Annotated in this window: 14 protein-coding genes; 6 read left to right on the top strand and 8 right to left on the bottom strand. The window is 71.8% G+C overall.

The window, feature by feature from the left end; all coding sequences use genetic code 11:
- Window positions 1-2: 2 nt before the first annotated feature.
- Together LPU61_RS06020 and glgB are read left to right on the top strand one after the other, a co-directional pair.
- A complete protein-coding gene (locus tag LPU61_RS06020) occupies window positions 3-2039 on the top strand; it encodes an alpha-1,4-glucan--maltose-1-phosphate maltosyltransferase (RefSeq protein ID WP_229404365.1) in 2037 nt (678 codons plus the stop codon).
- A complete protein-coding gene (gene glgB, locus LPU61_RS06015; RefSeq protein ID WP_229404364.1) occupies window positions 2027-4129 on the top strand; it encodes a 1,4-alpha-glucan branching protein GlgB in 2103 nt (700 codons plus the stop codon). Before LPU61_RS06020 ends, glgB begins: the two co-directional genes overlap by 13 nt.
- Window positions 4130-4167: 38 nt before the next feature.
- Here the strand turns inward: glgB and asnB are convergent, their stop codons facing one another.
- The 7 genes from asnB to LPU61_RS05980 form a co-directional block, all read right to left on the bottom strand.
- Window positions 4168-5994, bottom strand: coding sequence for an asparagine synthase (glutamine-hydrolyzing) (gene asnB / locus LPU61_RS06010; protein WP_229404363.1), 1827 nt, complete (start codon window positions 5992-5994; stop codon window positions 4168-4170).
- A gap of 162 nt (window positions 5995-6156) precedes the next feature.
- Window positions 6157-7119 carry a DUF6346 domain-containing protein gene (locus LPU61_RS06005; protein ID WP_229404362.1) on the bottom strand — a complete coding sequence of 321 codons (963 nt, stop codon included), beginning with the start codon at window positions 7117-7119 and terminating at the stop codon, window positions 6157-6159.
- A 142-nt stretch (window positions 7120-7261) separates the two neighbouring features.
- On the bottom strand, window positions 7262-7534 hold the full coding sequence (locus LPU61_RS06000; protein ID WP_144420216.1) for a hypothetical protein: 273 nt from the start codon (window positions 7532-7534) through the stop codon (window positions 7262-7264).
- 241 nt (window positions 7535-7775) lie between these two features.
- Window positions 7776-7958, bottom strand: coding sequence for a hypothetical protein (locus LPU61_RS05995; RefSeq protein WP_229404361.1), 183 nt, complete (start codon window positions 7956-7958; stop codon window positions 7776-7778).
- A 181-nt stretch (window positions 7959-8139) separates the two neighbouring features.
- Window positions 8140-8616, bottom strand: coding sequence for a hypothetical protein (locus LPU61_RS05990; protein ID WP_043962790.1), 477 nt, complete (start codon window positions 8614-8616; stop codon window positions 8140-8142).
- Window positions 8617-8640: 24 nt separating this feature from the next.
- Window positions 8641-8844, bottom strand: a complete 204-nt coding sequence (locus LPU61_RS05985; RefSeq protein ID WP_043962789.1) for a hypothetical protein — start codon at window positions 8842-8844, stop codon at window positions 8641-8643.
- Between the two features lie 64 nt (window positions 8845-8908).
- Window positions 8909-15253, bottom strand: a complete 6345-nt coding sequence (locus LPU61_RS05980; protein WP_229404360.1) for an RHS repeat-associated core domain-containing protein — start codon at window positions 15251-15253, stop codon at window positions 8909-8911.
- A gap of 340 nt (window positions 15254-15593) precedes the next feature.
- Here LPU61_RS05980 and LPU61_RS31570 point away from each other — a divergent pair, with 340 nt between their 5' ends.
- Window positions 15594-20003, top strand: coding sequence for a LamG-like jellyroll fold domain-containing protein (locus tag LPU61_RS31570; RefSeq protein ID WP_305071875.1), 4410 nt, complete (start codon window positions 15594-15596; stop codon window positions 20001-20003).
- 72 nt (window positions 20004-20075) lie between these two features.
- Here the strand turns inward: LPU61_RS31570 and LPU61_RS05965 are convergent, their stop codons facing one another.
- Complete coding sequence (locus tag LPU61_RS05965; RefSeq protein ID WP_043964328.1) at window positions 20076-21116, bottom strand: App1 family protein; 1041 nt, start codon at window positions 21114-21116, stop codon at window positions 20076-20078.
- A gap of 162 nt (window positions 21117-21278) precedes the next feature.
- Here LPU61_RS05965 and LPU61_RS05960 point away from each other — a divergent pair, with 162 nt between their 5' ends.
- The 3 genes from LPU61_RS05960 (at window position 21279) to LPU61_RS05950 (ending at window position 24589) form a co-directional block, all read left to right on the top strand.
- Complete coding sequence (locus LPU61_RS05960) at window positions 21279-22895, top strand: hypothetical protein (RefSeq protein ID WP_229404359.1); 1617 nt, start codon at window positions 21279-21281, stop codon at window positions 22893-22895.
- A gap of 64 nt (window positions 22896-22959) precedes the next feature.
- A complete protein-coding gene (gene yaaA, locus LPU61_RS05955; RefSeq protein ID WP_229404358.1) occupies window positions 22960-23775 on the top strand; it encodes a peroxide stress protein YaaA in 816 nt (271 codons plus the stop codon).
- 106 nt (window positions 23776-23881) lie between these two features.
- Window positions 23882-24589 carry a hypothetical protein gene (locus tag LPU61_RS05950; protein WP_229404357.1) on the top strand — a complete coding sequence of 236 codons (708 nt, stop codon included), beginning with the start codon at window positions 23882-23884 and terminating at the stop codon, window positions 24587-24589.
- Window positions 24590-24668 lie beyond the last annotated feature (79 nt).

Below are 24668 nucleotides of genomic sequence, written 5' to 3'. Positions count from 1 at the left end.
GGGTGACTGGACGGTTCCCGATCGAAGACGTCTCCCCCGCCGTCTCCTGCGGTCGCTACCCGGCCAAGGCGGTGGTCGGCGAGGCGGTGCCGGTGTCGGCCCGCGCCTACCGGGAGGGGCACGACGCGCTGGGCTGCAACGTGGTCTGGCTCGGCCCCGACGGGCGGGCCCGGACGTTCACCCGGATGCGCCCCGGCGAGCCCGGCCACGACCGGTGGCACGCCACCATCCGCCCCGACGCCGTCGGCGAGTGGACCTTCACGGTCGAGGCGTTCCAGGACCCGTACCTGACCTGGCAGAACGCGGTCACCAAGAAGATCGCCGCTGGGCAGGGTGCGGCGGAGCTGGCCAACGACCTGGCCGAGGGCGTACGCGTGCTGACCGCCGCCCTGCCCGTGGTGCCGGCGGGCGACGTCGCACGGGTCAAGGCGGCGGTGGCCGCGCTGGACGACGACGGCCGGGAGCTGCCCGCCCGCGTCGCCCCGGCCCTCGACCTGGCCGACCTGCTCTGGGCGCACCCGGTGCGCGAGCTGGTCACCACCGGCGACGAACACCGGCTGTGGGTGGACCGCCCCCGGGCGCTCTTCTCCGCCTGGTACGAGTTCTTCCCCCGCTCGGAGGGGGCGATCCCGGCGACCGTGGACGCCCCGGCCCGCTCCGGCACCTTCGCCACCGCGATGGACCGGCTTCCCGGCGTCGCGGCGATGGGCTTCGACGTGCTCTACCTTCCGCCGATCCACCCGATCGGCCGGGTCAACCGCAAGGGCCGCAACAACGCGCTCACCGCCGGGCCCGACGACGTGGGCTCGCCGTGGGCGATCGGCGCGGCCGAGGGCGGCCACGACGCCATCCACCCCGATCTGGGTACGCCGGAGGACTTCCGCGACTTCGTCGCCGCCGCCGCCGAGCAGGGCCTGGAGGTGGCGCTGGACCTGGCGTTGCAGTGCGCGCCGGACCACCCGTGGGTGACCGAGCACCCGGAGTGGTTCACCACCCGCGCCGACGGCAGCATCGCGTACGCGGAGAACCCGCCGAAGAAGTACCAGGACATCTATCCGCTGAACTTCGACAACGACCCCGAGGGCATCCGGGCGGAGATCCTGCGGGTGGTGCTGCACTGGGTCGGCGAGGGCATCCGGATCTTCCGGGTGGACAACCCGCACACGAAGCCGTTCGACTTCTGGCACTGGCTGATCGCCGAGGTGAAGAAGGTCGACCCGGACGTGCTGTTCCTCGCCGAGGCGTTCACCCGGCCGGCGATCATGCACGGGCTCGGCAAGATCGGCTTCACGCAGTCGTACACCTATTTCACCTGGCGCACGACGGCCGCGCAGATGCGGGAATACTGCGAGGAGCTGGTCGCCTCCGCCGACCACATGCGGCCCAACTTCTGGCCCAACACGCCCGACATCCTGCACGAGTCGTTGCAGCACGGTGGCCCGCCGATGTTCAAGATCCGGGCGGTGCTGGCGGCGCTGCTGAGCCCCTCCTGGGGCATGTACGCCGGCTACGAGCTGTTCGAGCACGTGGCCCGCCCCGGCGCGGAGGAATACCTCGACAACGAGAAGTACGAGCTGCGGCCCCGCGACTGGGCCGGCGCGCAGGCGCAGGGGCGGTCACTGGCCCCGTTCATCGCCACCCTCAACCGGGTCCGGCGCGACAACCCGGCCCTGCACCGGCTGCGCAACCTGGTCTTCCACGACATCGACAACCCGGCGCTGCTGTGCTGGTCCAAGCACGACCCCGACACCGGCAACACGGTGCTCGTGGTCTGCTCGTTCGACTCGCAGACCGTGCAGTGGGGCAACACCACCCTGGACATGCCGGCGCTGGGCCTCGACTGGGCCGACCGGTTCACCGTGCACGACGAGCTGACCGGCGCGGTCTACGACTGGGGGCAGCGCAACGCCGTACGGCTCGACCCGTACCTCCAGCCCGCGCACGTGTTCACCGTGCGCCGGCCCGCCACCGCAGACACCGCCCCCACCACCGACGCCGTTGCTGCTGCTGACAAGGACGAGCCACGATGGACGAGCTGATCGCCGGCACCGCGCACGACCCGCACGCCGTGCTCGGCGCGCACCCCGCCGACGGGCGCACCACGATCCGCACCCTGCGTCGGGGCGCCCGGCGGGTGAGCGCCGTCGTCGGCGGGCAGCGGTACCCGATGACCCGGGTCCACGACGCGGGCGTGTTCGAGGTCGTCCTGCCCGGCACCGTGCTCGACTACCGGGTCGACGTCGACGGCGCGCTGCGCGACGACCCGTACCGGCACCTGCCCACCCTCGGCGAGCTGGACCTGCACCTGATCGGCGAGGGCCGGCACGAGCGGCTGTGGGAGGCCCTCGGCGCGCGGGTGCTCGACGCGGGCGTCGCGTTCGCCGTGTGGGCGCCCAACGCCCGCGGCGTGCGGGTGGTCGGCGACTTCACCGGCTGGAACCCCGACGACGGCTGGCCGATGCGGTCGCTGGGCTCCAGCGGCGTGTGGGAGATCCTCGTGCCCGACGTGCCGGCCGGGGCGAAGTACAAGTACCGGGTGCTGGGCGCCGACGGGCGGTGGCGGGACAAGGCCGACCCCCTCGCCGCGTACGCGGAGGTGCCGCCGGCCACCGCGTCGGTGGTGCACCGCTCGGCGTACGAGTGGACCGACGCCGACTGGCTCGCCCGCCGCGCGCGGCGGCAGCCGCACCAGGAGCCGATGAGCGTGTACGAGGTGCACCTCGGCTCGTGGCGGCCCGGCCTCGGCTACCGGGAGCTGGCCGAGCAGCTCACCGCGTACGTGACGGAGCTGGGCTTCACCCACGTGGAGTTCCTGCCGGTGATGGAGCACCCGTTCGGCGGTTCCTGGGGCTACCAGGTCACCGGCTACTACGCGCCGACGTCCCGGTTCGGCGACCCCGACGACTTCCGGCACCTCGTGGACACGCTGCACAACGCCGGCGTCGGGGTGATCCTGGACTGGGTGCCCGCACACTTCCCCAAGGACGAGTGGGCGCTCGCCCGCTTCGACGGCACCCCGCTCTACGAGCACCCCGACCCGCGCCGCGGCGAGCACCCCGACTGGGGCACGTACGTCTTCGACTTCGGCCGCCGCGAGGTGCGCAACTTCCTGGTCGCCAACGCCCTGTACTGGTGCGACGAGTTCCACGTCGACGGGCTGCGGGTCGACGCGGTGGCGTCGATGCTCTATCTCGACTACTCCCGACCCGAGGGGCAGTGGGCCCCCAACGTGCACGGCGGCCGGGAGAACCTGGAGGCGATCGCCTTCATGCAGGAGGTCAACGCCACCGTCTACAAGCACCACGCCGGGGTGGTGATGATCGCCGAGGAGTCGACGGCGTGGCCGGGCGTGACCCGGCCCACCGCCGACGGCGGGCTGGGCTTCGGGTTCAAGTGGAACATGGGCTGGATGCACGACACCCTGCTCTACACGTCGAAGGATCCCATCTACCGGCAGCACCACCACCATCAGCTCACCTTCTCCCTGGCGTACGCGTGGAGCGAGAACTACGTGCTGCCGATTAGCCACGACGAGGTGGTGCACGGCAAGGGCTCCCTGGTGGCGAAGATGCCCGGGGACACCTGGCAGCGGCTGGCCAACGCGCGGGCGCTGCTGGCGTACATGTGGGCGCACCCGGGCAAGCAACTGCTGTTCATGGGCTGCGAGCTGGGCGACGACCGGGAGTGGAGCGAGGAGCGCGGCCTCGACTGGTACCTGCTGCACGACCCGGCGCGGGCCGGCGTGCAGCGCCTCGTCGGGGACCTGAACCGCGTCTACCGGGACACCCCGGCGCTGTGGGCGCAGGACACCACGCCGGCCGGGTTCCGCTGGATCGCCGGCGACGACGTCGCCCACAACACGGTGTCGTTCGTGCGGATCGCCCCCGACGGCGCGACGCTGGTGTGCGTGGCGAACTTCTCGGCGCTGCCGCTGGAGGACTACCGGGTCGGGCTGCCCGCCGCCGGGACGTGGACGGAGGTGCTCAACACCGACGCCCACCACTACGGCGGCTCCGGGGTGGGCAACCTGGGCGAGGTGCACGCGCAGGGCGTGCCGTGGCACGGGCTACCGGCGTCGGTGGCGCTGCGGGTGCCGCCGCTGGGCGTACTCTGGCTGCGCCGGGACTGACCAGGGCCGGGTCCCCGGCCCCGTCGCGGCGGTGACCCTCACACGGTGGTGAGGGCATGGCCGGTCGCGTCGTCGAGCCGCACCACCTGTGGGTCGAGGGTACGCAGCCAGCCGTCCAACGCCACCACGATCCACGCCCTCTCCCAGCGCAGCTGTCCCTCGCGCCAGCCGGCCAGCAGCGTGTCGACGGCGGCGGGACGCAGCAGTTCCCGCACCGGGGCGTCGGGCGCGCCGGCGGCCCGCACCCACGGGGCCAACGGTCCCTCCCGCATCCACCGGTCCATCGGCAGGCCGAAACCCCACTTGGGTCGCCTGGTGCTCCGGATCAGCTCCTCGTCGCCCAGCCAGTCGGCGAAGCGCCGCTTGCCCACACCCCGGGCCGGGTCGACGGCCAACGCACGACGGGCGAACGGCACGTCCACGAACGGCACCCGCACCTCGACCGAGGACGCCATCGAGAAGGTGTCGGTGTCGGCGAGCAACATGCCGCCGAGGTAGTGCTCGATGTCGAACCGCAACAGTGCCTGACAGGTGCGGTCGCCGGTGCTCGCCCGCGCCGGACGGGGTTCGTACCAGGGGGCGAGTGCCCGCACGTCCGGGTCGAGCAGCAGCCGGCGGGCGACCTCGCCGAAGCCGGCGGCATCCCGCGGCCCGGTGGGACCGACCAGTTGGGCCACCTTTCGGTGCCGCAGCCGCACGGCCCGTTCCAGCGGTCGAGCCAGCCCCAGCCGGTCGGTGACGCGCAGCAGCCCGAGCCGCCGCAGTTGCCGGAACCACGGGTAACCGGCGAGCACCTCGTCGCCGCCGGTGCCGGAGAGCGCGACCTTCAGGCCGAGGCTGGCAATCGCGCGGTTGACCACGAAGACGTTGAGGCCGTCGATCGAGGGACGTTGCATCGCCGCCAGGTAGTGACGCACGTCCGCCTCGTCAGGACTGGACGTCACGATCTCGTGCCGGTGACCGAAGCGCCGGGCGATGACGGCGGCGTTGCTTCCTTCGCCCATCTCCGTGCCCTGGTCGACCGTGACGCAGATCAGCGACTGCCCCAGTTCCCGGCAGGCCCAGGCGAGCGCCCCCGAGTCAAGCCCGGAGGAGAGCAGCAGCGCCACGGGAACGTCGCTGAGCAAGTGCAGCGAGACCGACCGCAGGAACTCGGCGCGCAGCTCGTCGGGGGAGGTTTCGGGCAGGTCGGTCAGCACGCCCCGGTGCACCGGACCCTCGGTTCGGCCCAGGCGGTCGTCCCACCGCACCCAGCCGTTCGCCGGCACTGCCCGGATGCCACTGAACGGGGACGCGGTGCGGCTCATCGAGCCGAACATGAGGTAGTGGGTGAGCGCCGCGCGGTCGACGGCGGGCCGGGGCACGAGGCCGATCAGGGGCCGGCACTCGGACGCGAACGCGATCGCGCCGTCGGCGGTGACCGTCCAGTAGAGGGGTTTGATCCCGAACGGGTCGCGGGCGAGAGTGAGCGTGCGGTCCCGGTCGTCGTAGACGGCGACGGCGAACATGCCGCGCAGCTCGCGGAACATCGCCGTGCCCAGCCTGGTCCACAGTTCCGGCAGGATCGCGCCGTCGCAGCGGGCCGTGGTGTGCAGGCGGAACCGGCGGCGCAGCTCCTCGTGGTTGTAGATCTCGCCGTTGAACACCACGGAGACCTGGCCGTCGGGCGAGACGAACGGTTGGCGGCCCGCGTCGGACAGGTCGACGATGGCCAGGCGGGTCTGCCCGAGGGTCACTCTCTTGCCGCCCCACCGGTCGGCCGCGTCGGGCCCCCGGTGCTCCTGGGCAAGGTTGATCCGCCCCACGAGGGCGTCGTCACCCTCGACGCGGCCGGACGGTCGCACCACGCCGCACACACCGCACATGCCTGCTCCTCGCCTGATCCAACTGGCCAGAAGGAACTTACCCGATAAGACAGTCATACAACGCATTGATTCGCTAAACGGACACAGCGACCTTGCGGGGTGTCGCCATGGGCGCAGCCTTGCTCTCCGGGGCGAGCCTGGGCGCGTCGGCCCGTCCGGCGACTACCCGGTGCGCCCCGTCACGCGGATCCTGCCCGAGAGACCGAGCACCGTCGGGGCCACGTACTCCAGTTCCACGGTCTCGCCCACGCCGACCGTGACCTCGTGCTCGGCCACGGCGAAGTCGTCGGTGCCGCCGAAGGGCACGACGACCCGCACGCTGCTCGGGCCGGCGGACACTTCGAACTCGTGGCTGCCCCAGCCGGGCACAGGCACCTCGACACCGGCGAGCAGCAGCCGTGGCCCGGTGGACCGGTACAACTCAGCGAAGGGACCGTCGGGACAGGAGAAGGTGATCCGCAGGCAGGGGCGCGTTGGCCCCGGGTACGGGTCGGGTCGATTCGTCACAATGACCGGCAGCGGCACGACCCTGTTGCGCCGCGCCTCGCGGCGGTTCGCCCAGGCGAAGTACCGGGGAACACCGACCACTGCGGTGATCAGGTAGACGCCGACGGCGAGGATCAGCACGATGGTCAGCCCGATCCGCGCCATGCCCAGGATCGTCACGGCCAGCGCCCACACCCGGGACACCGGCCGGCCGTACCGGCAGTCGGTGTTGCCCTTGCCGAAGCACGCCTCCCGGAAGTCGACCGGCCCGCCCCGGTCGGCCGGGGTGACGGCGGAGTTGCGGGTGACGATCCGCACCTCACGCCCGTCGCCGGTCCGGACGGTTACCGCGCAGTGCCACCAGTAGCCGAAGCCGTCGCCGCTGACCGGACCGACCCGTCGGCACGCCCCCACCGTGCCCTGCGCCGGACGCTCCGCCGGGGTGGACTTCACCACCCCCGTGCCCGAGTAGAAGCCCGTCATCGTGTCGAACACCAGCCACGAGACGACGATGGCCACGGCGCAGGCGACCGCCGCTCCGAACTTCGCCAGCCGACCCCAGAACGGCCCACGTCGCTCGTACGCGGCGATCAACTCGCGCTGTCTCGCCGCGGTTTCCTCGGGAGAGGTCCGGCTCACCACGGTCCCCCTGTCCGGCCGCCGCGGTCGGACGGTCGACCCGTCGCCTTCCCCGAGACTGTCCGCACGCTTCCGCCCTCGTCGACGAAAATCGCCAGGAGCCAGGTGACAGCCGAGGACGGACTCCCCCGACTGGGCACGCTCACGCCTGCGACGCGAGCAGGTACGCGCCGCCGGTCAGGGCCACCACACCCAGCAGCACCATCAACATCCCGAACGCCCGGTCGAACAGGATGAAACGATCCCGAGGTCGCTCGTCGGCTCGACTCGTCCTGCCGCCGAGACCGATCGGGCGCACGAGGCGTTGAGCAAGCTCGATGTGCCGGGCCGCGATGCCCCGGTAGTCGGCCGCGAGAGCCAGACCCGTCACGATCAGGAGCAGTCCGAAGGAGACTGCCACAATCGCTCGCCCCACGATGACACCTCCGCGTACGGGGGCGGGCTCCGGTGCCGGCCCCACATCGATCGACTCGTCAGGTTGAGCACGGCACAAGGCACCCGTCGCTCTACCCGGCGGACCCGTCTGCTTTGCGGGGGAACAGGCGGCCGTGCAGCCGAAGGTACCTCGGCGCACCAAGGGCAGCCCTGACGACGGCGGTCCCGCCAAGGATGATCATCAGGAACCAGCCCAGCTTGCCGACGGCCAGCAGCAGGCCCTACAGCGACTGGTTGGCGGCCCTGCCGACCCGCGCACACGCCCCGCCCGTGGCCTGCACGGCCCGGTCGCCCGGCCCGCGAACCACCGTCCCGGTGCCCGGATAGAGACTGACCAGGGTGGACAGCAGCAGGAACGTTCCCACCGCCGCCATCATCATCATCATCAGGATCGAAACGACCACGTTCCGCACGCAATACCCGACAGGGCCCAGACCCGCCGACATCCGCAGCTCGCGCTCACCGATGTCGGCGCTCTAGAGGCTCGTGTCGAACACCGCCCGGATCAAGCGCACAGCACCCCGGACGCCCGCCGATCACGCCAATCGCGTCGAACGAACACGCCGCACGTTGACAGTCCGCATGTCAGCACTTGAGGAACCTCACGGTATAGCCCTCGTCGGGGTCGCTCTCGTACCCGAAGAGCCCGACCTCCCCTTCATCCGTCCGACGAACGACCAGCTCACCGGACGGCGGACTCACGGATGATCCAAGCTTGTCGAACTCTAGGCGGACCCGGGGCGAAGTGGCAGTTTCACCGAAGGTCCAACTGCCGTTGCCTTCTTCGGGTTGCACGCCCCCGTAGTCCCGGTCAAGGAGGTAGCCCTCGACGAACTCGTCATCCTCGTGCAAGACCCCGAAGAAGTCGCGCGACAACATGACGAGATCGAACCTCCCACCAGCCTCCACGGTCAGAAGATCGCCACCGCCCGAACACCATTCTCCGGTCACTTCCTCCACCAGGATCGGCGTCGACGCCTGGCTGCAGGCACCGACAACCGCACCCACGGCCAAACAAGCCACCGACATGATCGAGGCACCGACCTTACCGACAGTCATCATCGTTTCACCCGCCGCGGTGGCGCATCAGCTCTCGATCGCGTAGAAGACGACCATCCTCGGCCACTCGCCAAACTCGTTCACTTCGCCGGCACTGTAGTTCAGGCCAAGGACCTCGACGTTTCCGTCGGCCCGCAGCGCATCGATCGATTCAGCGACATGGCGCAACAACCCAGCGACATCCCCCTGCCCCTCCCCGAAAGGAAGACCGATCGAATAGTAGTTGCACACCCAGTCCCTATTCGGGACATTCGAACCACCCAACTTAACCCCCGAAAACAGGTTCTACCGACGCTCAAGAAACGAGAGCGGGGTTGATCCAGCAAACCAATATGCAGACGACGACCGCGCCGACCGTGACCGCCACACCACCAGCCGCCGCCGCGCTTCCTGGCTCCGGTGCCTCAAACTTGACACCCTCGCCGCCCTCTTCTTTCTTCTTACCTCCCGCACCGTAGTGACTCTGCCTCTTCTGCCCGTTACGCGAGTCGATCTTCTCATTCGTGGTCTGCTTGGCCTTGGCTCTTTTGTAGACCTTTTCATCCACCGGAAGGCCATCCTTCCGGTCTTTGAGTGCCTGCCTCTCCTCCTCCGTCAACTGCTCACGAATATTGCGCTTACCACGCCCCCCGGATGCGGCCCAGCAGACATCCGAATCCCTACACTCTTCCATCTCCTGCACTTCTTGCTGGTGCGTACGCTCATTGGAAGCCAGCAGCTCCTGCGCCTCTTGCCGCTTCCGCCGCTCCTCGTTACTGAGGCACGAATCCGGGCGGGGGCATCCGCGGTGCCCTGGCCCCCGAAATCCGCCGGCATTGATGCCTTTTCGATACATCCTGGAACGAGTGGTGCTCTTGCGGTTCTTTCCGCCCCATTCTACGTTCCTGGTACTGCCGCAGCCGTATTTACAGCCCGCCGTGGGGCTATATCCATAACAGTCAAAATGCTTGCAGTCGTCAGGAATCATTCCGGTCGGGTCACTAAGGGTGACCGGGGTGTTGTTGGCGTAGGAGTAGCCGTTCCACTGTTGTGGTTGGCCGGTGTCCTGAAGCGAGTCGACGGAGGCGAAGCGTCCGACGGCCGGGTCGTAGGCGCGGGCGCCGACGATGGTGAGCCCCGTCGGGCTGATCGGCTTGTTGAGGAAGCCGCGGTTGTCGGGGACCGTGACCGCCGCACCTCGGGCCGCCCCGTACGGCGTGTACTGCCGCCAGGTGGGATTCTGCGCGGTGTTGTCGAGGTACAGGGTCGGGGTGCCCTGGTGGTCGGCGATGGCGAAGGCGTAGGCCGTGCCGCTGCCGGAGCGGATGCAACTGCCGCCGCCCGGGAGTGCGTGGTAGCGGTTGCCGTCAACGGCGTTCGTGGCGGTGTTGAGGGTGAGCTGCTGCCCCGGCAGGTAGAGGGTGGTCTTGCCGGGTTCCTTCTGGAGCAACAGGTTGCCGTCGGCGTCGTAGGTGAAGGTGTTGTTGCCGCTGGTGCCGCCGGTCACGCTGGTCAGCTTGCCGGCGTCGTCCCAGGCGAGGGTCTGGTTGCCCTGGGCGGCGTTACGGCCGGTGGTGTTGCCGGCGGCGTCGTACGTGTAGGAGGTGCTCCCGGTCGCCCCGCCGCTGGTGGCGGTGGACGTCAGGGTGTGGGGCTTGTTCTGCCCGTTGCCGTCGTAGGTATAGGTGGTGGTCGTGTCGGTGCCGCCGGCCAGGTTGTGCTCGACCTGCTGGGTACGGTTGCCGATCGGGTCGATCGTCCAGCTGGTCCAGTAGGCGCTGCCGGCGCCGACGGTGTTGCCGACCATGGTCTTGTTGGCGTTGGTCGGGGTGGTGGCGCAGGCGTCGGTGGCGGTCCACGCGTCGGTGAGGCGGGCGAGGCCGTCGTAGCCGTAGCACTGGGTCTCCGCCGGGGTGGTGACCCCCAGGCGCTTGCTCGTTTTGCGGGTGATGTTGCCGGCGAGGTCGTACCTGTACTCCTGCTCGTCGACCGTGGCCGGGGTGGCCGTGGAGCGGGTGACGAGCTGGTTGGTCAGCCGGCTGGTGTGGGTGTCGTAGGTGTTGGTGACGTAGGCGGCGCTGGTGGCCGTGCCGAGGGACTGCTGGTTGACCCGGCCCCAGGCGTCGTAGGTGACGCCGGTCGTGTAGGCGGCGAGGCCCGCGAGGGTGGTGGGCAGGTCCAGCACGCCGGAGTAGCCGTGCAGCACGGTCTCGGCGGGCAGGCTGCCCTTGGCCGGGTACGTGTCGGTCAGCGGCAGGCCCAACACCGAGGTGTACGAGTGCCCGAAGACGTACGAGCCGGCGAGGGCGCCCTCGGTGGCGGGGATGGTGACGGTCTGCCCGAGGCTGCTGCCGAAGACGTTGAACGCCTTCTGCTGAGTGGTGTAGGCCTGCCCGTCCCGGTAGGCGATGGTGGTGGTGAGCTGGCCGACGGCGTTGGTGACCCCGGCGACGGCGTTGCTGTTGTCGTACACCCAGGCGGCGCGTTGATTCGCCGACGACTGGCTGGCCACGGTGGCAGCGTACTCGCCGGTCTTCCGGTCGAGGGCGTCGTAGGTGAACGACAGGGTCTTGGTGCGGCCGTCGGTGGACTGGACGAGGTTGTCGTTGGCGTCGTAGACCATGCTGCTGTTGCCGGCGTCGGGGTCGGACTTCGCCACGACCTGGCCGAGCAGGTTGTAGGTCGAGGTCCACACGTTGTTGTCGGCGTCGGTGAGCGTCGTCTGATTGCCGCGGCTGTCGTAGCCGTACGTGCTGGTCGTGGCGGTGCCGCCGGTGACGGTGAAGTCGCCGGTGAAGGTGTCCGCCGGGGCGGTCACCGTCGGGCGGGCCTGGTATTCGTGCAGCTCCTTCTCCCGGCCCAGCGGGTCGGTGACGGTGGCCTTGACCACGCCACCCGTGGGCGGCACGACCGTGGTGCGGTCCCCGGCGTGGATCGTGGTGGTGGTGGAGACGGTGACGCCGTTCTTCGCCGCCGTGGTGATGACCGGGCGGCCGAGGCCGTCGTGGGTGGTGAAGGTCTGGTGGGGCACCTGCTTGCCGAGGGTCGCCGCCGACACCGGCGTGGTGACGGCGGGCGTGGTCGCGTCGTCCCACCACCCGTTGTACGACGCCCGGGTCCAGCCCCGGGTGTCGTAGAAGGTGTCGCTGATCATCCGGCCGCCCTGCGGGGTGACCGTCTGCGTCTGCCGGCTGCGCAGCAGGGCGTCGTAGAGGGTCACCGAGGTCTGGTAGCCGTTGGAGTTGTTGAGCTTCTGGCTGGTCACCGCCGTGACGCCGGTCTTCGACACCGTGTAGGTGAACTTCTGGTTGGCGTTGCTGCTGGTCGCCCGGTTGTGCAACCAGACGGCGGTGGCGCGGCCCAGGGCGTCGTACTGCTGCCGGGTCACCACGTTGTTGGCGTCGGTGCTGGTGAGCATGCCGCCGCGCTTCGGGTTGATCGTGGCGGACGACGTCTGGTTCAACGCGTTGGTCGTCGACGTCCCGGTGACCAGGTTGGCGGCGTTCATGGTGTAGCCGGTGCTGGTCTTGTTGTTCTTGGCGTCGTACTCGTCGACGACCCGGCCGTACGTGTCGTAGGTGGTCTTCTCGCTGGTCTGCCAGACGTAGGCGCCGGCGGTGTGGTCCCTGGCGACCTGGGTGAGGGTGACGTCGCCCTTGGTCGGGGCGGCGGCCTGCGGGAACGTGGTGGCGAACGTCGGGTCGTCGTAGAAGTTCCGCTCGGCCTTGACCACCTGGGCCGGCCGGTCCACCGTCGCCGGGGCGGTCAGCGTGTTGACGCTGCCCGGTTCGGAGGCGGGGCTGCCCTGGGTGAAGCCGCCGCACGCCACCGACACCGTCTCGGTCTGGCTGACCAGCCCGGCCAGGTTCGCGCCGGCGTTGACCGGGGCGTACGTGTAGCTGGTGCACTGGTCGTACGCGGTGTTGACCGGCACCGTGTAGGTGTAGGTGTGCTTCAGCTCGCCGAAGGTGGCGCTGGCGGTGTTCGCGTCGTAGCTGTTGTCGCTGGCCGTGTAGCGCCAGGTCAGCGACGCGCCGCTGGTCACCGCCTGCCGCGCGTACGTCTTGATCGGCGCGACCCACTGTGCGGTCAGCGCCGACAGGCCGGTGCGCGAGCGGGTGGCGGTGGCCCCGGACACCCAGTACGAGGTGATGGTGGAGGAGTCGACCCGGCCGCCCTCGCCGAGGTACTGGGTCGTCTCCAGTTCCCTGCCGGCGAGTTCGTCGACGTCCTCGTGGACGCCGCCGGCCGAGTCGGTCAGGTTGACCACGGTGGTGGAGTTGTTCTTGCTCATGCCGCGGTGGTAGGCGACCTCGGACTGGGTGCGGCGGTCGTTGACGCCGTCGCCGCTGAAGGTGCGCACCTTGGCGTAGCCACGGAACTGCCCGTAGGTGCGGTACTTGGCCTTGACGACCTCGTTCTCGTCGTAGCGCCAGGCCGCCCCGCCGAGGTAGCTGTAGCTGGTCGACAGCGCCGGTGCCCCGCCGGTCGGGTCGGTGGAGGTGACGCGGGTGACCGCGTACTTGTGGAACCAGTCAAGCTTCGGGTTCACGTACCCATCGGGGGTCCAGTAGACCGGGTAGCACGACTTGGTGTTGGTGGCCGGGGTGGTCGTCACCGGGGCGGTGCACGGCACCGGCAGCTCGTAGCTCGGGGAGATCACCGAGCCGGTCTCGGTGGTGATCGTGCTGATCCGCTGCCGGTAGAAGTTGGGCAGCCCGCCGGTGGTGTCGACCCGGTTGGCCAGCTTGACCCCGGTGAACGACACCGACGGCAGGGTGATCGCCGCCGTCGAGCCGCCCGCGCTCGTGTCGTGGCCCGTGCGGGCGACCGACGTCAGCCACAGGGTCGGCGACGTGCCGTCGCCGGTGGCCGGCATGGTGTGCGACAGGGCGTACGAGTCGACCGCCTCGTACGCCGACGTGGCCGTGTTGTACTGCTGCGCCTCGATGGACGTCAGGCGGACCGTCGAGAAGAACGACGGGCTCCAGTCGTCACAGTCGGTGCCGGAGTTGCAGATCAGGTCGAACGGCACGTCCGGCCAGTTCGCCTTGTTCGCCGAGTTCAGCGGCTGGCACGTGCCCGACAGGCAGCGATCGCCGGTGGTGAACACCACCCGGTTCGGCACGGTGCCGTAGGCGTTGCCGTCGGTGAAGCCGTAGTCGATGCGCGCCAGGTTGCTGTCCCGCACGTACGACACGTCGGTGGCGCCCTTGTTGCGGCCGTAGAAGTTGGTGGCCTGCTGGTAGTAGTAGGCCATCGCGTTGCCGTGGACGTCCTTGACGTAGTCGAGGTTCCACCGGTATGCCATCGTGCACACCGACGAGGAGAACCCCGCCGCGTTGTAGCACGGGTCCCCCGAGTGCGGGGAGTAGACGGGGCTGTGGTCGACCGACTTCGTCTCGGCCTTGCCCGACGTCCAGCCCGGCAGGCGGTTACGGCCGAACTCGTACACCGTGCCGTCGCGCAGCGTCACCCGCCAGTAGTCGGTGTTGTAGGTGCCGGTGCCGTTGTTCGCGTTCACGACGTGGGTGATCACCTCGCCGTTGTCCGACTCCGGCTTCCACTCGCTGGCGCCCGAGTCCCACACCAGCGACGTTGACGACCCGTTCAGCGACAGGGTCAGGATCGGCCCGTCGTAGCACCGGTCGTAGGTCTTCACCGGCGACGCGCTGCCGCCCGGATCGTCCATGCAGGAGGCGAACGTCTGCTCCACGTACGACCGGGGCGTCGACCAGCCGTCGCCCACCCACGACGACTGCGCGTTCGTCGACGCGGTCTGCCCGTCGACGCTGCCCGAGTCGTACGAGAGGGCCACCGTGGGCACCAGGTCCGACGCCGCCGGCGGCACCGTCACCGGGTACGAGTACGTGAACGAGCCCGTGCTCCCGCCGCCAGTCCACGAGCCGGACGGCTTGAGGTCGGTGGCCGCGTAGGTGCCGCCGTTGCCGCCCTCCTCGCCGGCCGCGGCCACCGCCGCCAGTACCACGCGCGCACCGGACGCGGAGGCGGTCATCGGCACCTCGGCCGAGACGGTCCGCGCCACCGGGTCGTTGGTGGACGCCAGCGGCTGCGCCGTGCGGCACGCCGCCGCCTTCGGCGTGGTCAGCGCGCACTCGGGCAGCCGGACCAGCCGCAGCCGCGACCCGTAGTTGCCGCCGAACGCCTCCGCGAAGCCCGCGTAGTCCACGCCGACCCGCGCCGCGCCCGACGACCGGTCCGGGGTCACCGACAGCAGCACGCCGTCGACGCCGGCCGCCTCGGCGGCCTTGCGGTCGGCCACCGTCACCGCGAGCCGCTTCGGCCCGGCGGGTTGTCCGCTTTTGACCGCCACCGGCTGCGCCCACACCGGGGTGCCCGCCGCCCGCGCCTTCGGCGACCCCGCCGACAACGCCTGCGGCGCGCCCAACTCGACCTGCGCCGACGCGGCGGTCGGCCACACCGTCCGTGCGGGGCGGTGGGTCGATTTCGCGTCGTCACGCGGCGTCACGAACCGCGTCGGCAACGGCTTGACGCCCTTCACCGCCGGGCCCGGCGACGTCGCGGGCGGCTTCGCCGGGCCCTCGCCCTTCGGCTTCGCGGCGGCCGGCGCGCCCGACCACAACCCCGCCACCAGCGCCGCCGACACGGCCACCGCGACCAACCGTCTCGGCCCAGTCAACAGGCGTGTTCCCCCGTGCCCGACCATGCGCGCTCCACTCCACAGAAGACAGAAAGCCACGCAGCGTGCCCGAACGAGCACCCACGTGGCGCGAACAATGTTTCACGTCCGCTCAGGCCGGAGGTCACGGCAAGGTAACGATAGGAGGATGACGCGCGGATCAAATGCTCCACAGGGAGTCCGAAAGGGACAACCCGGTGTGATGTTCGGCGTTCCCCGGGGCCGCGCGGGCTGATTCACTGTGCCCGCCCACCGGACGCGATTCCGCGTCCGCCGGACACAGTCACGGGGGAGGAACCACTCCATGCCCTTGAACAGCCCTCCTATCAGGACAACCGGGGTGAAGGCGATCGGGTCGATCGTCGCGACGAGTGTCGTCGCGGCGGGCGCGGCCATCGCTCTGGCCGCCCCGTCGGCCGCCGCCGCAGCCCCCGCGGCGCCCGCCGCAAGACCGGCCGCCGGCCCGCTCGGCGTGGACCGGGCCATGGCCGAGGCGCGGCGCACGGGCCGACCCGTCGAGGCGACCGCCGCCGGCAGCTCCACCTCCACCGTGACGGCCCGCCCCGACGGCACCGTGGAGCTGACCCAGACCGCCGTGCCGACCCGCACCCGCGTCGACGGGAAGTGGCGCAGCCTCGACCCGACCCTGGTCCGCCACGCCGACGGCAGCATCACCCCGACCGTGACCACGAACCAGGTCCGGCTCTCCCCCGGCGGCACCGGCCCTCTCGCCGAACTGACCAGCGGCGACCGCGCGCTGTCGCTCACCGCGCCGATGGCGCTGCCCGCGCCCACGTTGTCCGGGCCCACCGCCACCTACCCCGAGGTGCTGCCCGGCGTCGACCTCACCGTCCGGGTCACCGGCGAGGGCGGCTTCTCCCACGTCTTCGTCGTCAAGAACCGCCGGGCCGCCCGACACCCCAAGCTGGCCACCCTCGACCTGACCACGTCGACCAGAGGCGTCACCCTCACCGCCGACACCACCGGCAACATCACCGGCCGCGACCGCGCCGGACAGGCCGTCCTCACCGCCCCCGCCCCGACCATGTGGGACTCCGCCACCGGCCGCAACGAGCGGCCCACCGCCGCATCGAGTGCCGCCGCGCCGGGCCGGACCGCGAGGAGCGCCCCCATCGGCGTACGGATATCCCCCGGCACGCTGCGCCTGTCCCCCGACCGGAAGCTGCTCGACGACCCGGGCACCGTCTACCCCGTCTACGTCGACCCCACGTTCAACTGGACACCCGTCGGGCCGAAGATGTCCGGCTGGGCCACCATCTCCTACCAACACCAGTCCACCAACTACTGGAAGGACACCCCCGACCTCATCGGCCGCATGCAGGTCGGCAACTCCGGCAGCCAACGCTCCCAGACCCTGATCAACTTCCCGATCCCCTACAGCACCCTCGCCGGGGCCGAGATCTACGACGCCATCTTCAAGATCACCAACACCAAGTCGTGGAACTGCACCGCCAAGACCGTCAACATCCACGCCCCCGCGACCACCCTCACCTCCGGCAACGCCACCTGGAACCACTGGGGAGGCGTCACCAAGGGCAGCGTCGTGGCATCCAGGAGCTTCGCCTACGGCTACAGCGGCTGCGACGCCGACGCCGCCTCCTTCGACGTCACCAACCAGATCGAAGCCGACGTCACCGCCAAGAAGCCCACCCGCACCCTCTGGATGGTCGCCGCGAACGAGGCCAGCGACACGCAGAGCTGGAAGGAGTTCCTCGAAACCAGCCCCACCCTCACCATCCGCTACAACCACAAGCCCAACACCCCTACGGGGATGACCACCTCACCCACCACGTCCTGCGCCGCCGCCAGCCCCACCGTCGTCGGCGACACCTCGGTCTCGCTCTACGCCCCGGTCTCCGACACCAACCGCGGCACCCTCGGCGTCACCTTCAAGCTGTGGAAGGCCAGCGCTCCCGGGACACCGCTGGTCAACACCAACCCGAACCTGCTGACGTACTCCTCCGGCAGCACCGCCGTGTACGTCGTGCCCCGCGCCACCCTCGCCACCGCCGCCGGCGTTACCGGGACCAGCAACGGCGTGCCGACCACCTTCGCCTGGCAGGTCCAGGCCACCGACTTCCGCACCCCCAGCAACTGGTCGGCCACCTGCAAGTTCACGTTCGATGCGACCAGGGCCGGGCCGCCGCGGATCTCGCCGCCCGCCCAGACCACCGTCGGCGTTCAGGCCAGCTTCACGGTCGCACCGCCCGAGGCCGGCACGGTGCCGACCGCCTACACGTACCAACTGAACGCCGCGCCGCCGGTGACCGTCACCGCGGACGCCAGCGGCAACGCGACGATTCCCGTCCGACCCACCCGGCTGACGAACACGCTCTCGGTCACCAGCGTCACGGCGGCGGGCCAGAACTTCGGCGAGACCGACACCCTGACCTTCAACGCCGTCCCCCCGGCCACTCCGGCGTCCGACGGTGACCTCACCGGCGACGGCCGGGCCGACCTGCTGAACGTGGGCTCCGCCAACAACCTCGCGGCGGGGATCTGGCTGGCGGAGAACAACGGCGCGGCCGGCGTCAACCCGAACATCAGCAACATCGGCGCCCGGGGCAACGGGGTCTCCGGGACCAACTCGCCGGCCGACTTCGACGGCGCCCAGGTCGTCAGCGGTCGCTTCCTGGGCGGCAGCTTCCAGGACTTGCTGGTCTACTATCCGGCCGCCGACCCCGTCCGCGCGGAGCTGATCGCCGGCAACGGCGACGGTTCGGTGCTGCGCCCGGAGCGGGTCGAGAACCAGTTCGGCATCGAGGGTTCGCTGCTCAACGACCCGAACGGCAACCCGCCGATCCAGCTCGTCAACGCCGGTGACAGCCGGCAGGCCGGCTCCGGCTATCCCGACCTGATCGGGACCAGCGGGGACGCCACCAACGGCTACTTCCTCACCTACTATCCCAACTTCGGCATCACCGGTGGCTACCTCGGCACCCAGCACACCACCGCGTCCACCCCGACGGGTGGCACCGACTGGAACAACTGGCGCATCGCCACCGCCGAGGCGTCGGACGGCACCGCCATGTTCCTGTGGAACCGGACGACCGGCGCGCTGCACCTGTGGACCGGCCTAGCGTTCAACCAGGACACCGGGCAGCTCACCTACACCGCCCGCACCCTCGCGGCGTCCGGCTGGAACACCGGCGCGAGCCTGAGCCTGCGCGCGGGCGACGTCAACGGCGACGGCACCGCCGACCTGTGGACCGTGGGCGCCGACGCCGCCACCACGGCCTGGCTGGTGACCGGCCTCCAGGCCGGCAGCGCCACCGTGACCGCGCAGCCGAAGCAGACCCTGATCACCTCGGACCACACCTGGAAGTTCGACGACAGCGGCGACGGGGCGGTCACGACCGCGACGGACGTCACCGGCGGCAGCACGCTGACCGCCACCGGCGGCGACGCCCACTGGCGCAGCGACGACCTGTTCAGCCCGGCCCTGATCATGAACACCGACGAGACCGGCACCGCGGTGAACCCCTCGGGCGACGGGGCGCTGACGGTCAACAGTCCCCTGATCGACACGACGAAGTCGTTCAGCATCTCGGTGTGGGCCAAGCCGACCGCGGCGGGCGGGGTCATCGCCAGCGAGGACGGCGCAAACGCGTCGCGCTTCCTGCTGTGGAACAACACGAGCGACAACACGTGGCGCTTCGGCATGGGCAACGCCGACAGCGGCTGGTCGTACACCCAGGTGGTGACGCCGGCCGGGACGGCGCTCGGCGTCTGGACGCACCTGGTGGCGACCTTCAACGCCAAGACCCGGACGATCTCGCTGTACGTGAACGGGGTGCTCAAGGGCAGCGCCCAGTTCACCGCGACGCCGACGTGGCCCAGCGGCGGCAAGTTCGTCGTCGGCCGCTACCTCTACCAGGGCCAGCCCACCGCCTACTACGCCGGGATGATCAGCAACCTCCAGGTGTGGAAGCGGGCGCTCACCCCGACCCAGGTGGGGGCCACCAACACCGTGCCGGCGACCGGGGCACGCACCCCGTTCGGCGCGACCACCTGGACGCCGCCCGGCACCGGGACCACGGAGACGGACATCTACGCGGCCGACACCGGCGGCAACCTGTGGCGGTACCGCAAGCAGAACGCGCAGGTGGCCACCCCGCGGCTGATGTCGACCGGGTGGAACCAGTTCACCGTCTTCGGCATCGCCGACTGGGACCACGACGGCAACCAGGACATCGTGGTCCGCGACAACACCTCCTGCGAGCTGCAGGTCTTCCTCGGCACGGCCGACGACCTGAGCGCCACGCCGACGTTCCTGGGCAACCAGTGGTGCAACTACCGCCCGTACGGGGTGGCCGACTGGAACCGCGACGGCTTCCAGGACGTGATCACGGCGGGCTCCACCAACGACCTGTGGGTGTATCCCGGCGACCTCGCCGGGGGCACGAGCGCCCGGGTGGACATCGGCGACGGCTGGTCGACCGACTACACCCCGTACGGCATCGCCGACGTCGTCGGCGACCCCACGCCGGACGTCTACACCCGAGTGGTGAGCAACGGCACGCTGCGGTTGTACGACTTCCCGGCGGTGGGCATCACCCAGGTCGGCGTGGGCTGGGGCGGTTACACCTCGTTCGGCCTGACCGACTTCAACCGCGACGGCAAGCCCGATGTCGTCGCCCGGGAGAACTCGACGGGGATCCTGTGGCTGTATCCCGGCGCCTCGGCGGGCCTGCTGAGCGCCCGCAGCCAGATCACCACCGGCTGGTGACGTAGGGTGACCGGCTGGCCGGGCCCGTCGGCCCGGCCAGCCGGTGCCGGGCGGGGACGGGCGGGGACGGGCTCAGACCAGGCCCGCGTCGCGCAGCAGCTTCCACAGGCCCGCGCCGTCCGGCGCGGAGAGCCACTTCTGCCCCACGGGACCCGAGGAGGAACTGCCCGACGGGGTGGGCAGGCTGCCGGCGAGCACCGACTGGGTGGGTGACAGCCGGCGGATCGCCACGCCGGCCACGTTGTCGGGGTGCCCGGCGGCGAACTCGCGGTAGATCTCCGGGTCGTGCTGGCCGTCGTCGCCGATGAGCAGCCAGCGCACGTCGGGGAACTCGCGCGACAGCCGGGCCAGGGTCGCGCGCTTGTGTTCCCGGCCGCTGCGGAACCACCGGTCGGCCGTCGGCCCCCAGTCGGTGAGCAGCAGCGGCCCGGCCGGGTAGAGGTGCCGGGACAGGAACCGGGTCAGCGTCGGCGCGACGTTCCACGCGCCCGTGGACAGGTAGAACACGGGCGCGCCGGGGTGGGCGGTGACGAGGCGCTCGTAGAGCACCGCCATGCCGGGCACGGCGGCGCGGGCGTGCTCGTCGAGGACGAAGGTGTTCCACGCGGCGAGCAGCGGACGCGGCAGGGCGGTCACCATGACCGTGTCGTCGATGTCGGACAGGATGCCGAACCGGACGTTCGGGTCGAGGACGCGGATCAGTGCCTCCACCGGCTCGGCGTCGGCGACGCTGAGGCGCACCGACGCCCAGCCGGGGGTCAGGTCGGCCTCGACGACGGTGTCGACGAAGCCGCTGCGGTCGGCCTTCGCCTCGTGCGTCACCCCGCCGGCCTCGATGGTGACCGTCACGTGCTTGGCGGGCAGGGTGGTGAAGCTGCGCCAGCCGCGCACCTTCTCCAGCCGCTGCCGGGACCGGGTGTCGGGGCGGCCGAGCAGCACCCGGCACAGCACCCGCGCCCAGCCGGGGGCGCCGTAGCCGGCGTACGCGATGATGTTGGTCTGCCACCCGGTGCGCCGCAGCCGGCGCTCGACCAGGTTGTGCACGGCGTCCTCGAACCGCGCGGCCCGGTGCAGGTTCGGTACGGCCAGTTCGCCGGCGGGTGTCGGTGGCACACGGCAACCCTGCCACACCGCGGCGACGTCGGCCACGCGAGCCGCCGGCTCCGCGACGGCCGCACGGGCGACCGCGGCCCGCCTCCGGTCTGCGGCGATCCGGCCCGGCCCGCCCCGGTCGCGTGACACACTCCGGTCGGGGCGGCGACGGGGGCGTTGGTCGTGTCGACAGCTGTGCGGGACCGTGGGCGGTGGCGTCCGGCGCTCGACCGGCCGGCGCTGGCGGCGCTGCTACTCGGGCTGGCCGGGCTCGGCTACCGGCTGGTCCTCACGCTGCTCACGGTGCCCGTGTCGAACAGCGACGAGGCCACCTTCGGCCTGGCCGCGCTGCACATCGCCGAGGGCCGGGAGCACCCGATCTTCCTGTACGGGCAGCGCTACATGGGCATGGCGGAGGCGTACCTGGCGGCACCGCTGGTCGCCGTCGCCGGGCCGAGCTGGCCGGTGCTGCGGCTGCCGGTGCTGGCGCTGTGGGCGCTGTTCGTGTTCCTGGCGTACCGGCTGACCCGCCGGATCTGCGCGCCGTGGTTCGCCGTGCTGGTCGTCGGCCTGCTCGCGCTCGGCCCGGAGCGGGTGCTGCGCGACCAGTTGCAGGCGGTCGGCGGGCGGCCCGAGGTGAAGCCGGCGGTGCTGGCGATCCTGCTGGTGGCGGTGGGGCTCGCCGACGGGCGGGTGCGGTCCCGGCCGCTGGCGGCGGGGGCGGCGGGGCTGCTGGCCGGGTTGGCCGTCTGGTCGGACTGGCTGATCGTGCCGTACCTGGCGGCGGCCGTCCTGCTGCTGGCCTGGGTGCTACGCCGGGAGCTGCTCGGTTGGTGCGGGGCGGCGCTGGCCGCCGGGTTCGCCGTCGGGGCGGTGCCGCTGATCGTCGACAGCCTGCGCGCGTCGCCGGGGCAGGACTCGCTGTCGGTGGTGCGGCGGATCAGCGGGGAGGCCGGCGCGGCGCCGCCGCTGGCCGGGCGGCTGCGCGGCGGGCTGCTGGAGGGGGTGCCGCTGGCCACCGGGCTGTGCCCGGCCGGCGGCTGCGCCCGCTGGCAGCAGTGGTTCGGGGTGGCCTACCCCGTGCTGCTGGTCGCTGCCGCGGTGCTCGCGCTGGTCGCGTACCGGCGGGCCGCCGCCGGGCCGGCCGGCGACCGGGTCGGGCCGGCCGCGCAGCTCGCCCTGGTCGCGGGCGCGGCGTCGACCCTCGCGGCGTACGTGCGCAGCCCGCTGGCCGCCACCGACCCGCTGAACAACGCCCGCTACCTGTCGGTGCTCCAGCTGTCGCTGCCGGTGGTGCTGTGGCCGCTGTGGGTGGCGGCCCGGCACGTGTGGCGGGGCCCGGCGGGCGCGGCCGGGCGGCTCGCCGGGGCGTCGGCGACGGCCGCGCTGGCGGGGCTGGCCGCCACGGCGTTGGCCGCCACCGGCCTGTTCGTGGCGGGTCTCGGGCCGCTGCGCGTCGAGGAGCGGCAGGCCCGGCAGCTGGCCGACGTGGTGCGCCGGGCGGGGCTGCGCGCGGTGTACGGCGAGTACTGGACCTGCAACCGGCTGGTCTTCGAGACGGCGGAGGAGGTGCTCTGCGGGGTGCTCGACGGGCGGCTGATGCCGGGGCAGAACCGCTACCGGCCGTACTGGCGGCAGGTGGCGCTGGCCGACCGGCCCGGGTACGTGCTGGTGGCCGGCGGCCCGGCCGACCGGCGGCTGCGGGAGCTGCTCGGCCCGCGCGCCGGGGCGGCGCTGCGCGCCGAGGTCGGCCGGTATCGCGTGTACCACCCGGAGACGGCCGTGCGGCCGTGGCGCTGAGCGGGGTGCGTACGCTGGCCCGACCGGCGCGCACGTCGCCGGGTGCGCGAGGAGTCGTGAGGCGATGCTCATCCTGCTGCCGCCCTCGGAGGGCAAGGCCGACGCCGGGACCGGCCGGCGGCTGGACCTGGCCCGGCTGTCCCTGCCCGAGCTGACCGACGCCCGCGCGCGGGTGCTGGCGGCGCTGGTGGGGCTCTGCGCGGGCCCGGCCGGGGCGGGGGCCCCGGACGAGGCGGCGGCCCTGGAGGCGCTGGGGCTGACCCCGGGGCTGGCCGGCGAGCTGCGCCGCAACGCGCGGCTGGAGCGGGCGGCCACCGCCGAGGCGGGCCGGCTCTACACGGGCGTGCTCTACGAGGCCCTCGACCTGGCCACGTTGCCGGCGGCGGCGCAGCGGGCGGCCCGCCGGTCGGTGCTGATCAGCTCCGGGCTGTGGGGCGCGGTGCGGCTCACCGACCGCATCCCGCCGTACCGGTGCCCGATCGGGGCGCGGCTGCCCGGCGTGGGGGCGCTGTCGGCGTACTGGCGGCGGGAGCTGGGGCCGGCGCTGGAGGCGGCGGCCGGGCGCGGCCCGGTGCTGGACCTGCGCTCCGGCGCGTACGCGGCGACGTGGACCCCGCGCGGCGAGCTGGCGGAGCGGACGGTGACCGTGCGGGTGCTGCACGAGCGGGACACCCCCTCCGGGCCGGTCCGCAGCGTGGTGAGCCACTTCAACAAGGCGACGAAGGGCCGGCTGGTGCGCGACCTGCTCACCGCCGGGGCCCGGCCGCGCACCGCCGACGGGCTGGTGGCCGCCCTGCGGGAGGCGAAGTACACGGTGCTGGAGCAGCCCGTGGCGGCCGGGCGGCCCCGGGCGGTCGACGTGGTGGTGACGCAGTTGTGACGCTCTGAACTGTCGCAAGATTTCCTCAAGCCTGGCGGCCACGGGTACCACCGGGCCGTCCGGCGGGCCACGGTATGGGGTATCCGACGCCGACAAGGAGACTGTGGTGCCCCTCGAACCCACGCTGCTCGACCGGCCTCGTCTTCCGGCGGCCCCGGCCCCGCTGGACTGGGTGACCCTCGCCGACGCGTTCGAGGTGGCCTGCCTGCTGCGCTGCGTGTCCGCGCCGGCCGCCCCGGCCGCACCCGTCCGGGCCGGGCGGCGGCCGGCGGCCCCCGCCCACCCGCACGCCGGCCCCGCCGCCGAGTTCAACCGGGAGGACGCGGCGCACCGGATGCGCCAGCTCCTGGCCCGGCTGGAGATCCCGGTGCGGCACGAGGTGACCACCGGTGGCCTGCGCCGCCGCTATGAGCTGCACCGCCTCCAGGTGGCCCGCGAGCACCGGGCGGTGTACGCGGCGCTGGTGGAGACCGGCTGGCGGCAGGGCCGCCGGGAGCTGCTCGGCGGGCCCGCGTCGGGGGCGTCGGCGCCGCGCCGGACGTGGCGGCCCCGGCTGGCAGCCGCGGCGTGGCGGGCGTCGCTGCTGGCCGGCGGCCGGCACGTGCGCCGGCACATCCTCGGGATCCGGCTGACCGACCGGGAGCTGGCCGCCGTGCTGGTCCGGGGGGCCGCCCTGCTGGAGGTGCCCGCCCTGCTGCGGCCCGGCGCGGGCTGCTTCGTGGTGAGCGTGGCCGACGGCCCGGACCGGGACCGCATCCTGCACAGCGTCACCCTGGACCCGGCGACCGGGCCGGGGGTGGCCGCCGTCGGCTGACCGGCCCCGCGCACCGGCCGCCCCGCGCAGGCGGGTACGGGCTCGCACCGCGGCGGGCCCGGCCCGTGGGCTTGCGCGG

The organism is Micromonospora sp. NBRC 110038, assembly GCF_020884815.1.
Classification (GTDB): Bacteria; Actinomycetota; Actinomycetes; order Mycobacteriales; family Micromonosporaceae; genus Micromonospora; species Micromonospora haikouensis.
This window is presented reverse-complemented; position numbering and strand designations above follow the sequence as displayed.

Coding starts and splice junctions, on each gene's coding strand:
- LPU61_RS05990 (WP_043962790.1), bottom strand. CDS start 8,616: ATGATGACTGTCGGTAAGGTCGGTGCCTCGATCATGTCGGTGGCTTGT.
- glgB (WP_229404364.1), top strand. CDS start 2,027: ATGGACGAGCTGATCGCCGGCACCGCGCACGACCCGCACGCCGTGCTC.
- yaaA (WP_229404358.1), top strand. CDS start 22,960: ATGCTCATCCTGCTGCCGCCCTCGGAGGGCAAGGCCGACGCCGGGACC.
- asnB (WP_229404363.1), bottom strand. CDS start 5,994: ATGTGCGGTGTGTGCGGCGTGGTGCGACCGTCCGGCCGCGTCGAGGGT.